The sequence below is a fragment of the Xenorhabdus sp. Sc-CR9 genome, assembly GCF_963897815.1.
In the GTDB taxonomy this organism is placed as follows: domain Bacteria; phylum Pseudomonadota; class Gammaproteobacteria; order Enterobacterales; family Enterobacteriaceae; genus Xenorhabdus.
On record NZ_CAWQTY010000222.1, the window covers coordinates 12,156 to 26,925 of the forward strand.

Here is a 14,770-nt window from a genome sequence, read left to right on the forward strand (position 1 = left end):
GATAAATGGTTTTGTTGTTATCGGTAAAGGTGATAGTTTATTTTCATATTTTAATACCCCGCTGCTTGCGGCGGGGATATATTTTAATCTAGAAATAGAACTCAGATCCGCTTGTACTGCCATTACCGGACGCGAAAAATAATTAATGCGTTACAAGATTAATAAAAATTTGTGCCCCAACCAACATGCAGTCATCGTCAACAAAATAAGGATTCGAGTGCAGATAGTTACTGATTCCTTTTTCTGTATTACCGCTGCCGAGCATGAACATTGCACCGATGCGATCTTTAGTGGCGTTAATCATATAACTGAAATCTTCACTGGCAGTTATGGGACTACTATTTGGGTTAATATTTTCGTCTGGCAAGAATTTGCTTGCAGCCTCCAGAATACGCTGGTGTGCATAAGGGTGGTTCTCCACTGGGGGATAACCGGCATAGGTGATTGCGGTTTTAAATCCTCCATCCTTGCTGCGGGCAAGAATTTCTTGAAAACTATCTTTTAGGATTCTATGCGTTTCTTCATCCATTGCACGGATAGTTCCCTTAGCATGAACGTGGTCGGCTACGGCATTAGAGACGGTTCCTCCTTTTATCACTCCGCAACTGAGTACTGCAGGACTGAAAGGGTTTGTTTTCTTGGCAACGATATAATCCATGTAATCAAGGATACGACCGACTTCACGGATGGCATCTAACCCATTCTGGGGGGCTGAGGCATGGGTGGAAACACCGTATACATCCAATGTCCATGCTGTTCCCCATGAGGACATGATTCCCGTACCTAAATCGATACGTCCGGTTTCTTGCATTGCGTTATTATGCAGTGCGTAGACTTCACTGACTCCTTCCATACAACCCAGTTCGACCATTTTATCCGCTCCGGGAACGTATACATCTTCTTCGGCCATTTGGAAGATAAAACGTACGTTGGCATCCATCTTATCCTGATGTTGTGATAAATAGTTGGCCGCAGTCAGAGCGGCAGTCATATGAACATCATGACCACAGTTATGGGCGCGGCCCGGATGTATAGAGGTATACTCATTGTTGGTCATATCAGACATAGCAAGAGCGTCCATATCGGCGCGTAATGCTATCAGCGGTTTTTCCGGATCAATGATTAAGTCAGCAATAAAACCGGTATAGCCTTCATACGTTTTGATGGTGTAACCAAAATTACGCATTAAATTATGGCAATACTGAGATGTTTTAAATTCCTGACCCGATAATTCAGGAATTCTATGTAAGTATTGCCGTGTTTTTTTACTGAATTCGTTTAATGCGAACAGTTTTTCACTTATGTTATATTTATTCTCGTTCATAGATTACTCCCTTTTATACTGAATATAATTTGAGTAAAGGTTTCTCCATATTTCGAATTTATTACACATCAATTCATCCGGAAATATTATGCCAATGATCATTGTAAATAATAGATAAGTTCAGTATGGTAGCAAGGCCAATTTTTATATCTCGCTTGACAACAATATATTGATAAATAATATTAAAAATATTTCAAATAGCATGATGATAAAATGGTTTTTTATCAGTTTCTATTCAATTCATGATTTCTCGTAGCAATATAACCGTCCAAACATTTTAAGTTTCAACCCAATAATATGCTTATATCTGTTTTTCAACGTGATAATAATTACCAAACTGTTTGAGATCTGCAACAGTTTGGTAAAAGCAATTTTGGTCACTAATGCGCGAGTGTCAATAACAGCGCCGTCGCCGATTTTTACGCCCGGCATAATAATCGCTTATAGTCAGGTGGTTATTTGATGTGTAAGCCACCAAAACGTCGGTAGTACGCCGCCGCAGGTGGGGGTAACTGACCGATGGTTGTTTCACAGTGTTCGCTGACGTAACGTGTTGCAGCTGGGTCAATGCGCTGATAGATATTGAAGCATAAGTTACGGGCAATCTGCCCTTCCCATTGTGTGGGCAGCAGGGCATCCGGCAATAGTGGATCGCGAAGCACCACCCGACGGTAAAAGTGGATCAGCAGCAGGCGTAGCTGGAAGCCGCGTTCCGGTGTCAGGTCTTCTTCATGGCAATCCCGCAGCAGTGCCATCAAGGGACGGAAGGAGATGATAAATTCGTGGTAGTGCTGTGATACCTGTTCCAGTGACCAACTGGCAGAGACGCGCTCTTTCAGGCTCTGTTCCGAACGTGGATAGGGATAATCGGCGCGGAAGTAGATAACGGAATCGCTGGCGTTGAGTTCTCCCAACAGGGCAGGGATATCACTTCGGGAACTGCTTGGCGCCGCCATCAGAGTGTTGTTGAGTTGACCGAATCCAAGCCAGCTCAACTCTTTTTTCAGTCGGGCACGTTCATTTTTGCTGGTGCCTTCCAGTAGCAGCAGATCCCATTTGCCGTCCCATTCAGGTGGCTCGCCGAGGTAGATTTTACTTTCTGCATGGCGGAATTGATTCATGCCGCGTTCGGTGATGCGGTAATAACTGCGCCGCCCCAGTTTCTCTACCTCAAGCCATTTCTCTTTTTGCAGGCGAAATACAGCGGTCCGTACGAAGCGGTCACTGAAACCCATCGGTTCTAACAGAAGACTCAGACTGCCAAGCCAGACTTCCCCGCCACGGTGGCTGAGTGCATCCCCATATAAGGAGATGATCAGCGATGTTCCGCTGATAGGTTGGGCATCGAGGGCATGCTGAATAAAGTCGTCGAGTTTTTGTGCCATATTTCTCTGTCATTTGCTCAAAAGTGTGTCATGACATTAGCATAACTAGCCCGAATTCTGGATAAAGGATTGGCGAAGTGTCTGTTCCAAGAGCAAAATTTTGGTGTACACCAAAAACCGCTCTAAAAAGGAACAGGCAATGAACAAATTAGTTGAAATTTTCTGCGATGTCGATGACTTTTGTCGTTTTTTCATTCCGCAATGGGAGCAATTTTGTCTCGATAAGGGGCATCGTCTACGCCGCAGACAAGGCCACATGTATCCCAGTGAAATGATGACCATCCTGATCCTCTTTCATATGTCATATGACCTTGATTTTAAACATTTTTATCTGGAGCATATTTGGAAATACCATCATCACGATTTTCCAACCCTGCTCAGTTATACCCGTTTTGTCAGTGTCGCCCCTTCCGTTTTAGTGCCACTGTGCAGTTATCTGACTCAATTAAAAGGAAAACCCACGGGAATTGCTTTTATTGATTCCACGAGTTTGCGTGTGTGTCATAACATCCGTATTCCCCGCTATAAGGTGTTTGAGGGGGTGGCACAGCGAGGAAAAACCTCGATAGGGTGGTTTTACGGTTTCAAATTACACTTGATTGTTAACCATCAGGGCGAAATTCTGGCACTCAAAGTCACCGCCGGTCATGTGGATGATCGGGAACTGGTTCGCGAATTAGTAAAAGAATTAACGTGTTCTCTTTATGGTGACATCGGAAGGTTGTTGTCCAGCGATATTTGTTTCCAAAAGTGTGCAGATGTACCGCAATATTTGCTCTCCCTTGCAGGCTACGGGAGTTAATGAGATGGTCTTCCCCACCTTGTGAACCATACTCTTTATAGAGTATTTTTTCTGGAGAGTCCATCATGCAAAACGTCACACTTATTGGTATCGATCTCGGCAAGCATTCTTTCCATATCCATTGTCAGGACAAATTCGGCAAGACTATGCTGCGTAAAAAATTTACCCGCACAAAATTAATGGAATTTTTAGCGGGGTGTATATCGACTACCGTCGTGATGGAAGCTTGTGCGGGTGCACATTTTATGGCTCGCCGGATCGCTGATTTAGGCCATGATGCGAAGCTGATATCTCCGCAGTTTGTTCGTCCTTTTGTCAAAAGTAACAAAAATGATTTCGTTGATGCAGAGGCGATATGTGAAGCGGCATCACGCCCCTCAATGCGTTTTGTCCAGCCGAGAACGGAGACGCAACAGGCGATGAGAGTACTGCATCGTGTCAGAGAATCACGTTTGGGCAATCACCACTCGGCAAAATAAGTATCAGGCCTAATAGAGGCTGGCTGACTCAATAACTTGATGATTAAACAGTGAAATACACGTTATCCATCTGGTTTTGCGAAGACTGATTATTGATGACATGAACAGCCAATCGGCCTGATGAATAACCTAAGAAACAAAATGGCTCATTGAAGCCGGGGAGTTTTTAAGGTTCATCAGGCGCAGAACTCATCGTGGCGCGGGTATCCATACTCATAGAGACGCCGGATAGATTTAAGCAAGCCAACCATACATCAAAATGAGTGTTGCAAAAACGGGGAAGACCATAGATTATTTCGCTGTTTAACGCAGATCCTCCACGAGTAACAGCTAAATACCTTATCGGTTGGGCTGAACGAGGTCAAATGTTTGTTCTGTGTTAAGGTGAAAAAAACATACCATCATTTTTCCTCTGCTCATCACCTTAAAAAGCTTTATGGATGACATGAACGATTGTTCAACTACAAGTCAATATGTAGATATTCGACCAAGCGGCATATCAACTAAAATATGGTACTATTTGTATCTGAAAAAGAAAGTTTCTATCGTATTACTTCTTGCTGACTGTTGATCTATTCCAGTTCAGGCCAACGAATACAGAGGGTAGAGTAGAGGTCGTGGTTATCGACAACCACTTTTTTATCTGCCATTTCCAGCATGGGTACATCGCTCTGATGGTCGCCGTAAGCGAAGGAACCACGTAAAGATAGTCGATGCTGAATAATATAATCCGTGATGTGCCGAGCCTTACCCTCGCCAATGACCGGGTAGCTTTGTAGCTCCCCGGTATACACGCCTTGTGTACTAACCAGTTCGGTGCAAAGGACGGCATTAGCTTTGATATAGCGAGAAAGCGGTTGCAGACATGCGTGATATGAACCTGACACCAGCACAATATGGGCATTATGCTGATGATGATGATGATGATGATGATGATGATGTACTATTTCGTCCCATACTTGGGTTTTCAACAGTGTTATACCGATAGAATTAAACCAAGATTCACAGGTGGCGGATAAACTGGCTACGTCAATGCCGGCAAAGTGTCGGTAGTAAAGCTGATTTAAACTAGCTCGATCGTTGAGACCTTCAGCCTGAGCATCAGATAGGGTGTCCATTATATAAGCAAAACGTGCTTCACCCACTGGAGCACCATGCACTTCGTTCAAATAATATCTGAACGTAGCCAGCAGGGTTTTACAGTTAATTAACGTTTCATCCACATCTAAAAATACACAGTACGACATAACAAAGTTTCCTTCAGCTGACGTAGGTTAAGGGAGGAAATACGCGAATATCCTTTAGGCTGAGCCCTACCGTTCCCCAAGACAAGCCGACGCCAAACCCTGACATAATAGTGGTTCCAGGTTGTTGTCCGTTGTTACTTAAATGATGGCAAAGAGTCAGGGGGATGGATGCAGGGCCGGCAGGGCAATCGCATCTAAATTTGCTGGGCTTTACCCAATACCGTAAGCAGATATTTGTCATCCCAACCCGCCCGTTTGCGGCGGGCTTTAATCCCTGCTTTGGTAGGGGACAACCGAAGTAAATTCAACGCGATTTTATTGAGTAATGCCATATTAGCCGCCGCATTGCCCTCCCGCATCCGCTGCTGATCTTCATTAAATGCAATGTCCAGACACCAATGGAGTTGCGTTTCTATTTGCCAGTGACTGCGGATCGCTGTCGCGGCTCGTTGAACTTCAGTCGGGAATAACGTGCTGATAAAATAACAATTCTCCCGACTCATCTCGTTTCCTACATGACGTTCACGGCTCACCCGTATTATGCTGTGTAAACCACACCAAGCCGCCTTTTCTGGCAACCAATCAGCAGAGGTCATTTGTACTGTGCGTCGCTCAATGCGGCCATGTCCGGCATCCACTTCTTCATACTCGCACAGGGGGGCCTGTTGGGATGAGACATCATCAAAATAACGGCTGACATCATCATACAAGTGGGGATGATTTTCTTTCAGGCGCAGGATATAACCGGCTCCCGCTTCATCTAACTGACGAGCAATCGTTTTCTGACACCCCATCGCATCCATCGTCACCAGACTTCCGGATAAAACCCACCGGCGAAGTAACTTAGGGATCGCGGTGATTTCATTGGATTTGCTATCCACTTTCACTTGCCCCAGGACTAAGCGATTGGTGCAGGCAAAGGCGCTAACCAGATGGACTGCTGCCTTGCCGTTGGCTTTATCGAGTGAACGACGCAGGGTTTTGCCATCAATGGCGACGATATCTTCTTCTATTCCTTGGGCCAGCGTAGATACCCAAGCGGTGAAGCCGTCGGCAAAAGCCTGAGTATCAAGTGCAGCAAAGACACGACCAAAGGTATCGTGAGAGGGAATACCATTGTTGAGATCAAGAAATTGGGTAAAGAAGTCCTGTTTAGATTCGCCAAATTCTTCGATTTCAACCCAACCTTCAGCACCACAAATCACAGCGCAGATGGCGATAGTCAGGATGTTTTCTAGACTATGCAGCTGAGTTCGTTGAACACGAGGGTCTTCAAGTGAGGCAAAATGCTGTAACAAAGGGCTGACAGAGGACATAAGGGTTGACTTTAAAAGCTGCATAACGACATGAAGTTCAATCTTTGTCAATGAATTTTAGATGCAATTGCCCTGGCAGGGCCGGTGTTACCGTAATTTTCCACTGCAATCGGTACCTCAACAAAATACTCTTCCAGCAACCGCTCAGTTTCCGGTTGGGGAATGGCAAGAATATACTGATAGCAACAGTTCAACTGACGATAGTCGACATGCGAAATTCGCTGCTGATTCCAGTAAATTGAAATATCATTTATCTCTTTTCCGAATGGCTTTTCATTGCAGCTCCTTATAGTCGCTAATGGCTTTGCGATTAATAGCTTTCAGGCGCACTACAAAAAGTAGCCAGCTCATTAACAATAATAATCCGCCACCCACCACGGTTACACGAATATTCGTGGTATCAAGGAAGCCCCCCAACAACATGACTATCAGCGTGGCCAGTGCCTGAATGGAACTGATAGAACCCATGATTTCACCCTGTTCATTCTCTGGTGCAAGATTTGAAATACTGCTTATCAGGCCAGGCAATGCAAAGCCCATAGAGGTAACGAAAAGGGTAATTAAGATATGCAGATAAATCACATTGTTCGCCATTGAAATTGCCATGACAGCAAGTGATGACACCACAAGTGAATATCGCACCATATTTTCAGGTTTAGCGACTTTGGCAACGTGTCTTACCACAATATATTGGAACAGCGCGTAGGTTGCCCCCATTGACGCTAGAAAGGTGCCAATCTGAAATGAGCTGAAACGGTAAATATCCAGCAGATAAGCGGGCAGGAAAGATTCAAATAACCACCAACCTGCAACAAAAATCGTCCAGATAGCAAATGCAGTTCTCAGTTCAGCGTGGCTGTAGGCTTTTGCAATTTGCACCAAGCCGGAAAAAGCATTTATTTTTTCTTGGGTATGCGTTTCTAGCGTATCGGGGTATGCAACCAACGTATAAATGAATAACAAAGTAAAGATGGCAGCCATAATAACAAATGGCGTCATATATCCGCTGAATTGCCCCAGAGAAAAATGGGTTAACCAGCCTCCGACCGGTGGCCCGATGACCCAAGCCAGACCCAATGCAGTTTGGATCATCGTAAGGTTTTTCGTTTTATTGCTCGGTGAACTGATATCAGCCATGCTTGCTTGTGCTATTGCCACGTTACCCGCCATCAGCCCTGCTAACAAACGGCTAAATAACAAAAGCCACGCTGATGCTTCAATAACGGCATAAGCACTGATGGAAAAAGCGATTGCAGTGCCCGCAATAGTCATCAGCATCATCTTTCTGCGGCCATAACTATCTGACATTTTTCCCAAAATGGAAGCACCAAAAAACTGTCCAAGCGGGTAGATGGCAAGGAAAATTCCCAGTAGAATCACCTTTTTTTGGTGCTCCCAATCGTTCGGGAATAGAGAGACAGCATCAGAGATCATCATATGTGGGAATATCGCTACCACCATACCCAAACCAATAAAATCAAGTAGTGCTACCAATATCAAATATCTAATAATTCCTGGTTTTTCTTTCATTTTTGCACTCCTCGAATTAACTAATTAAATACAGATGACTGAGAGATTTTGTTGCCATCTGTTGTTCAATTAAACTTAGGTTTTCTTTGTCAACTGCGCTAAATTTAATAGTAACGAACAGGCACAGAGTGCTGTTTTGTATTACGTTGATAATACATTCAGCAGTAAAATCCCCTCTTAATCCTGGGCGAAAATACCTGACAGTCATTTCCGCACAGTCGTCATCAATCAACAAATGACATTGATATGAGATATCCCCTGTTTTAATGGTTTTAGAAATAAGAACATTTTTCTTTTTATGTTTATGCGTAATCCGAGTTTTTTCCCATAATAAGGGAGAATGGTTTAATAGCAATTTTTTATCAGTGTCACGACATAAAGAATTTTTAATTTCCTCAATGTTTTCTTTGGATAACCCCTGCCCAAAGATAATCTGATAATTATCTTCATATTTAGCAGCGGAGAGAAATTTCAACGCTTGAGAAAAAGTAAATACGTTATCATTTTCACTGAATTCAGCAAAACGATCTCCCACAACGACTATATCAGTCATTATCTTTCCTTTTAACCTTATTGTGACAAATTCATTTACATCAACTAACAATCACATTCTGAGTGAAATTAATCATGGGAATGAATTTCGTAATAAACAACTTATATTTAGATGTAATCTAATTTTATATAATTAGAGTTGTTTTATATGATCTTATCAGTTCAGCATATTTTATAACCCTATGTTTCCGCTGTAATCTGAACTCATTCTACTTTCATTCATATATAATTAACATATAACGTTAGCTCATTAATATTAATTGAATGTGGGCAGTTATTTTAAATGTTACAATCATGAACTATCCTTTGATAAAAAAGAAAAAATAGACTCAACTTGTTTAGGAGTCATGGCTATTAAATTCGATAACTATGGGGGTTTTAAAAACCTACCTTAGATAATTTTTTTTCCGAGAAAATAATGAGCCTTATTTTAACTCTCATAGAAATAATATTAAAATAAATATAGCATCAACAAAATGCTAATAGAAGTAACTGCATGAATGAACACATGTAATGTGATTTAATACGTTGTATCAACTTCTGAGAAGTGATTTTTTCGCATTACTGTATTGGCTCAATAATCATATTGGCCTATAGAATACTGACGCGCTGCGCTTGTCTTCTCCATATTACCGGATTAATGCATTAACCCGGTAATCAGGGCGCGAGCATACTTTTTAACACCTATTGAATGAAAAATAATAGCATGATCTAATTAGCCTTATTTCTCTTCTAATCGCTTGCTTATGACCCTAATTGAACATTTATCTGTTGTTAAAGAAACCCGCTCTGATATTAATCGTCAGTACGATCTGATTGATGTGATTTTCCTTGTTGTCAGTGCCATTAAACCTGACTTTTCCTCCGCTGCGATGTTCTCTTGGCACCAGTCCCAGATAGCTGGCAAAATGGCGGCTATTTTTGAAGTCTTTGCTGTCGCCCAAGGCGACCATCAGAGCCGATGCACCCAGCGTACCGATACCCGGCAGTGTCAGTAACCGCCCGATATCTTCCTGTTGCGCATTTAGGTGATCGAGGAGTTTATCCAGTTCCTTCAGACGTTGCTGCTGTTCTTTGAGTTCAAACAACAGTTCCTGAAACAGTTCACGGCTCATTGGAGTCAGGTCATTTTCCGCGTTTTCCAGATTCAGGCAAACATTGCTCAACTTTGTGAGCGCTTTCTGGGATAGCAATGCCATATTCCAAGCCTAATCCCCGGATTTGATTAATCAGCGCCGTTCTGTTTTTCATTAGCCGCTGGCGAACCCGATGCAAAGACTGAATATCTTGCTGTGCCTGTGTTTTTTCCGGCACATAACGTATTCTCGGACGACTGTCTGCTTCCACAATAGCCATGGCATCATTTTTATCATTTTTGCTACCCATTCTGAAGGGAGCGACATATTGGGGACTGATTTGCTTCACTTCGTGACCAAAGCATTTAAATTGGCGACTCCCATAATTTGCACTACCACAGGCTTCCATGACAATTTTTGAAGGGGGTTGTTGCGCAATGAAAACCGTCAGTTTAGCCGTTTAGGGGAGGTGTCCATTTCATTATTTCTATTGACCGTTTTAGGTGGTGTAATTGCTTACTGCCTAAAATGGAAGAAAACTTTCAGTGACGGCTTAAACGGAATTCAGGTTAACTATATAAAGGCTCTTAGGGAAAACAGTATTGGGAAAAAATAGTGTTGGGAAAATGGTGTTGGGAAAATGGTGTTGAAGTGCCACCGCAATTCGGCATCATTGAACTTGTGGTGGCAAAAGATCATTCATGCGGTCGGTTGTCGATGACCCGAACAGCCTTGCCTTCTGAGCGGGGGAGCACGCCACAGTTGACGATACTGACATCGGTACTGAGTCCGATCATCGATTTAATGTGATGACGAAGCTGATGGCAGAGTTCGAGGCATTGTTCGTGGTTGAGCAGGTCAGGTTCTTTCAGTTCCACGTTGATTGATAAGCAATCGTGGTTGCCGTTGCGGTTCACTTCCAGTTGATAGTGGGGAGACAACTCTTTAAAGCGGATGATCTGTTCTTCTACTTGGGATGGAAAGACGTTGATGCCACGGATGATCAGCATATCGTCGGAGCGTCCGGTGATCCTGTCCATGCGACGCATGTTGCGTGCCGTTCCGGGCAGTAAGCGTGTCAGGTCCCGGGTACGGTAACGGATCATGGGCATCGCTTCTCTGGTGAGAGTCGTTAAAACCAGTTCTCCGGTTTTTCCTTCCGGCAGGGCATTCAGATTTTCAGGATCAATCACTTCTGGATAGAAATGATCTTCCCAAATGGTGGAGCCGTCGGCATATTCCAGAGATTCCATGGCTATGCCCGGTCCCATGACTTCGGACAGGCCGTAGATATCCAATGCCTTGATACCCATGCGTGTTTCAATCTCGTTACGCAAGGCGGCCGTCCACGGTTCCGCCCCGAAGATGCCGACCCGCAATGAGCATTTGCTGGCATCTCCGCCCATTTGGCGTTCCAGTTCATCCAGCAGTGTCAGACAGTAGGAGGGTGTCATCATGATGACATCAGGTTTGAAGTCCTGAATCAGTTGCACCTGTTTTTCTGTATTGCCACCGGACATCGGAATAACTGCCGCTCCCAGCCGTTCTGCACCGTAATGAGCGCCTAATCCTCCTGTGAACAGACCATAGCCGTAGGCAACGTGGATTTTGTCTTTGGCGCTTACGCCTGCAAAATGCAAGCTACGGGCGATAAGATCTGACCAATTGTCGATATCCTGCCGGGTGTAACCCACGACAGTAGGCCGTCCTGTTGTACCGGATGAGGCATGGATGCGTACAATTTGTTCCATTGGAACGGCAAAGGTATCAAAAGGGTAGTGATCACGCAGATCTTGTTTGGTGGTGTAAGGGAATTTCTGGATGTCTCCGGGTTGTTTGAAATCGCTCGGATGGATACCTGCTTCATCAAACTTGCGGCGGTACATGGGAACACTGTGATAAGCGTGATTGAGAGTCCATTTCATGCGCTCAACTTGCTGAGCCTGAATTTCATCTCGTGAAGCGAATTCCATCGGGTCCAGATGTTGTTGCAGGTGTTGTTTTAAATGTTGATCGAGATGATGTACGTTGTTGCTCATAATTTCCTGTCCTTTTGTTGATTTGTTTGTAACAGGTTGCTTTTGTAGTTATGTGCAGGTGTTGGTTCAGTTTTTTAATCAGTTATCAGGTATAAATTGGTGCTATGAAATACGTTCAATAATCATGGCGATGCCTTGTCCTACGCCAATGCACATGGTGCATAAAGCATAGCGCCCTGCACGCCGTTCCAGTTCCAGTGTCGCTGTCAGCGCAAGGCGTGCACCGCTCATGCCCAGCGGATGGCCCAGTGCAATCGCGCCACCATTCGGGTTGACATGTTCTGCATCATCAGGCAAACCCAATTGGCGCAGTACGGCCAGTGATTGCGCAGCGAAGGCTTCGTTCAGCTCAATGATATCCATTTGATGTAAGCCAAGGCCGGTCAACTCCAGTACTTTGCGGGTGGCTGGTACTGGCCCGATCCCCATAATGCGGGGTTCTACTCCGCATGTTGCCGTTGCGATGATGCGTGCCCGTGGTGACAGCCCTTGCCGTAATGCTGCCGTTTCTGAGGCGATGATGAGCGCCGCCGCGCCATCATTGACGCCGGATGCGTTACCTGCGGTCACGGTGCCGTCAGTACGGAATGGGGTTTTGAGCTGTTGCAGTTGTTCTAATGTAGTTTCAGGGCGAAGGTGTTCATCTTGTGAGACGATCGTTGCTGTGCCTTTTTTACCGCGTGAAGGCAGAGTCACGGGGATGATTTCTTCCGCCAGTACGCCGCGCTGTTGTGCGTTGGCTGCGCGTTGCTGGCTACGCAGAGCGAAAGCATCTTGATCATCCCGGCTAATTTGAAACTGGGCCACGACGTTTTCTGCTGTTTCCGGCATGGAATCTGTGCCAAATTGCTGTTGTATCACTGGGTTGATAAAACGCCAGCCGAGGGTGGTATCAAAAATCTCCGTTTGGCGGCTGAATGCACTGTCAGATTTGCCCATGACGAAAGGGGCACGGGTCATTGATTCAACACCCCCCGCCAATACCTGTTGGGCATCACCCGCTTTGATGCTGCGGGCGGCAAAGGCCAGAGCATCCAGACCGGAGCCGCACAGACGGTTAACCGTTGTACCCGATATTGAATCCGGCAATCCCGCCAGCAACAGCGCCATACGGGCCACGTTGCGGTTATCTTCCCCCGCTTGGTTGGCACAGCCGAGGATCACATCATCAATTTGTCCCCAATCCAGTTTAGGGTAACGGGTCATCAATGCCCGTAGAGGCAGGGCAGCCAGGTCATCAGCCCGCAGGCCGGAAAGTACACCGCCATAACGGCCGATGGGGGTACGGATACCATCACAGATAAACGCATGAGTCATGATTTTTCTCCCGGCTTGTTTTTCTGAATTAAGGTTTCAATATGGTGGCGGGCCTGTTGGTGGGTGGTGTTATCGCGCATGGCTGCTCCCCTTATTATTGTTTTTGTGTTTATGGTCTTCGTGCCGCCGGGAGAGTTGCAATCTGGCATGATCTGCCGCCAGCTGGCGCAGAAGAGGTACAGGGCGGTAACGGGATTCTCCATAGTATTTATGCAGGTTTTCCAGCGTGGTGAGAATGTGCTTCCAGCCCACTTGTTCACCCCACGTCAGTGGGCCGATGGGATAATTCACGCCATAACGCATCGCCAGATCGATATCTTCCGCATTGGCGATGCCTTTATTGACAGCATCCAGCGCTTCGTTGCACAACATGGCAACAGTGCGCATTGCCAGCAAGCCGGGATAGTCCGGCAGAAGGATCACCTGCTTGCCCAGCGATTGTATAAAACTAATCACTTTTGCTGTTTGCTGGGGTGTATTCTGGTAGGCAGTACTGAGCGTGATAATGGAAGCCGTTTGATGATTGGCAGACAAATCAAACTGCATCACCGGTACTCTGATTTCGTCAGTGATCTGAGCACATGTTCTCCCTTTGGTCAGTATCAAGATGACGTCATCAAGCTGCAAGGTGGGAGAATGGAACCGGTCATTTTTGTGTTCTTCAAAGACGATGTTATATTTCTGTAAATCGGGTTGCCGTAGCAGGCTGACAAAATGAGGTAAAGCAACCCAATTGCCCGTTGCTCTGATCCGCATTGGCAGTTTTTGTCCTTTGGGCTGTTTAGGCTCTATTTTAGGCTGTAGCTGGGTATCTTTCTTTTTATCATTTCCTTTTATATCATAAATATAAAACCCACGACCGCGTTTGCGACCCAGATAGCCTGCATCTACTAACTCTTTTTGTTGCAGTGAAGGCTGGAAACGGGGATCGCCGTAGAAGGCGTGGAAAAGGGATTCGGTCACCGCGTAGTTGATATCATGCCCGATCAAATCCATCAGTTGTAATGGTCCCATCGCAAAGCCACCGGACTCTTTCATGACCGCATCCAGTGTTGGGGGGCTGGCGACTTGCTCTTCTAATGCGCGCAGGGCTTCCGCATAGAACGGGCGGGCAATGCGATTGACGATAAACCCCGGAGTGGAGCGGCAGACCACGGGCTGTTTTTTCCAATCTGCAATGAGAACCTTAAGTGTTTCCACGGTTTGGAGGGAAGTTTCCAGACCCTGTATGATTTCCACCAGTTTCATCAAGGGGGCCGGATTAAAGAAATGCAGCCCTGCCATGCGCTGTGGCGTAGACAGTTCACGGGCAATGGCGGTAATCGACAGTGACGAAGTGTTGCTGGCAAACAAGGTTCGGGCTGAACAAATGGATTCCAGTTGGCGGAATAGGTTTTGTTTGGCTTCCAATTGTTCGATGATGGCTTCAATCACCAGCACACAAGGTGCCAGTGCCTGCAATGAATCGACCCGAGTGATACGCTGTAGCAGGACCTGCGTTGCGCCCGCCTCTGCTTTCCCCATCTCCACCCGCTGATTCAGACGGGTGTGGAGATTATCCAGCGCATGACGTGCAGCTTCGCCACTCACATCAAACAACAGGACAGAATGTCCTGCCTGAGCCGCGACCTGAGCAATGCCGATGCCCATTGTTCCCGCACCAATGACGGCGATGGGACCGTTGAGTGGTGGCGTTTTCATCG

9 protein-coding genes and 3 pseudogenes are annotated in these 14,770 nt (G+C 45.5%); 2 read left to right on the forward strand and 10 right to left on the reverse strand.

The genetic code is table 11. From position 1 onward, the window contains the following. Nucleotides 1-142 precede the first annotated feature (142 nt). Complete coding sequence (locus AACQ81_RS17605) at nucleotides 143-1,324, reverse strand: M20 metallopeptidase family protein (RefSeq protein ID WP_237385737.1); 1,182 nt, start codon at nucleotides 1,322-1,324, stop codon at nucleotides 143-145. A gap of 455 nt (nucleotides 1,325-1,779) precedes the next feature. Next, entirely contained in the window at nucleotides 1,780-2,709 is a 930-nt protein-coding gene (gene paaX, locus AACQ81_RS17610; protein ID WP_237385738.1) for a phenylacetic acid degradation operon negative regulatory protein PaaX, read from the reverse strand. A 139-nt stretch (nucleotides 2,710-2,848) separates the two neighbouring features. Between paaX and AACQ81_RS17615 the strand changes: the two are divergent. Together AACQ81_RS17615 and AACQ81_RS17620 are read left to right on the forward strand one after the other, a co-directional pair. Beyond that, nucleotides 2,849-3,433, forward strand: a pseudogene (locus AACQ81_RS17615) (IS982 family transposase); the annotation flags it as partial. Between the two features lie 143 nt (nucleotides 3,434-3,576). After that, nucleotides 3,577-3,960 (forward strand): annotated as a pseudogene (locus AACQ81_RS17620) (IS110 family transposase); the annotation flags it as partial. A gap of 602 nt (nucleotides 3,961-4,562) precedes the next feature. On the opposite strand, the gene AACQ81_RS17625 reads toward AACQ81_RS17620, so the two are convergent. The 8 genes and pseudogenes from AACQ81_RS17625 to AACQ81_RS17665 form a co-directional block, all read right to left on the reverse strand. Continuing rightward, nucleotides 4,563-5,237, reverse strand: coding sequence for an HAD-IB family hydrolase (locus AACQ81_RS17625; RefSeq protein ID WP_237385739.1), 675 nt, complete (start codon nucleotides 5,235-5,237; stop codon nucleotides 4,563-4,565). Nucleotides 5,238-5,431: 194 nt separating this feature from the next. Continuing rightward, a complete protein-coding gene (locus AACQ81_RS17630) occupies nucleotides 5,432-6,553 on the reverse strand; it encodes an ISAs1 family transposase (RefSeq protein WP_237385740.1) in 1,122 nt (373 codons plus the stop codon). Between the two features lie 273 nt (nucleotides 6,554-6,826). Then, complete coding sequence (locus AACQ81_RS17635; RefSeq protein ID WP_237385741.1) at nucleotides 6,827-8,083, reverse strand: MFS transporter; 1,257 nt, start codon at nucleotides 8,081-8,083, stop codon at nucleotides 6,827-6,829. A 16-nt stretch (nucleotides 8,084-8,099) separates the two neighbouring features. After that, nucleotides 8,100-8,636, reverse strand: a complete 537-nt coding sequence (locus AACQ81_RS17640; RefSeq protein ID WP_237385742.1) for a hypothetical protein — start codon at nucleotides 8,634-8,636, stop codon at nucleotides 8,100-8,102. Between the two features lie 802 nt (nucleotides 8,637-9,438). Next, nucleotides 9,439-10,165, reverse strand: a pseudogene (locus AACQ81_RS19795) (IS110 family transposase); the annotation flags it as partial. Nucleotides 10,166-10,406: 241 nt separating this feature from the next. After that, on the reverse strand, nucleotides 10,407-11,750 hold the full coding sequence (gene paaK, locus AACQ81_RS17655; protein WP_237385744.1) for a phenylacetate--CoA ligase PaaK: 1,344 nt from the start codon (nucleotides 11,748-11,750) through the stop codon (nucleotides 10,407-10,409). Nucleotides 11,751-11,852: 102 nt separating this feature from the next. Continuing rightward, nucleotides 11,853-13,067 (reverse strand): 3-oxoadipyl-CoA thiolase, encoded by a 1,215-nt coding sequence (gene pcaF / locus AACQ81_RS17660; protein ID WP_237385745.1) that lies wholly within the window; start codon nucleotides 13,065-13,067, stop codon nucleotides 11,853-11,855. 69 nt (nucleotides 13,068-13,136) lie between these two features. Next, nucleotides 13,137-14,768, reverse strand: coding sequence for a 3-hydroxyacyl-CoA dehydrogenase (locus AACQ81_RS17665; protein WP_237385746.1), 1,632 nt, complete (start codon nucleotides 14,766-14,768; stop codon nucleotides 13,137-13,139). Nucleotides 14,769-14,770 lie beyond the last annotated feature (2 nt).

Bases quoted from the DNA above. Each gene is read 5' to 3' on its own strand.
- AACQ81_RS17605 (WP_237385737.1), bottom strand. From the start codon at position 1,324: ATGAACGAGAATAAATATAACATAAGTGAAAAACTGTTCGCATTAAAC.
- paaX (WP_237385738.1), bottom strand. From the start codon at position 2,709: ATGGCACAAAAACTCGACGACTTTATTCAGCATGCCCTCGATGCCCAA.
- AACQ81_RS17625 (WP_237385739.1), bottom strand. From the start codon at position 5,237: ATGTCGTACTGTGTATTTTTAGATGTGGATGAAACGTTAATTAACTGT.
- AACQ81_RS17630 (WP_237385740.1), bottom strand. From the start codon at position 6,553: ATGTCCTCTGTCAGCCCTTTGTTACAGCATTTTGCCTCACTTGAAGAC.
- AACQ81_RS17635 (WP_237385741.1), bottom strand. From the start codon at position 8,083: ATGAAAGAAAAACCAGGAATTATTAGATATTTGATATTGGTAGCACTA.
- AACQ81_RS17640 (WP_237385742.1), bottom strand. From the start codon at position 8,636: ATGACTGATATAGTCGTTGTGGGAGATCGTTTTGCTGAATTCAGTGAA.
- paaK (WP_237385744.1), bottom strand. From the start codon at position 11,750: ATGAGCAACAACGTACATCATCTCGATCAACATTTAAAACAACACCTG.
- pcaF (WP_237385745.1), bottom strand. From the start codon at position 13,067: ATGACTCATGCGTTTATCTGTGATGGTATCCGTACCCCCATCGGCCGT.
- AACQ81_RS17665 (WP_237385746.1), bottom strand. From the start codon at position 14,768: ATGAAAACGCCACCACTCAACGGTCCCATCGCCGTCATTGGTGCGGGA.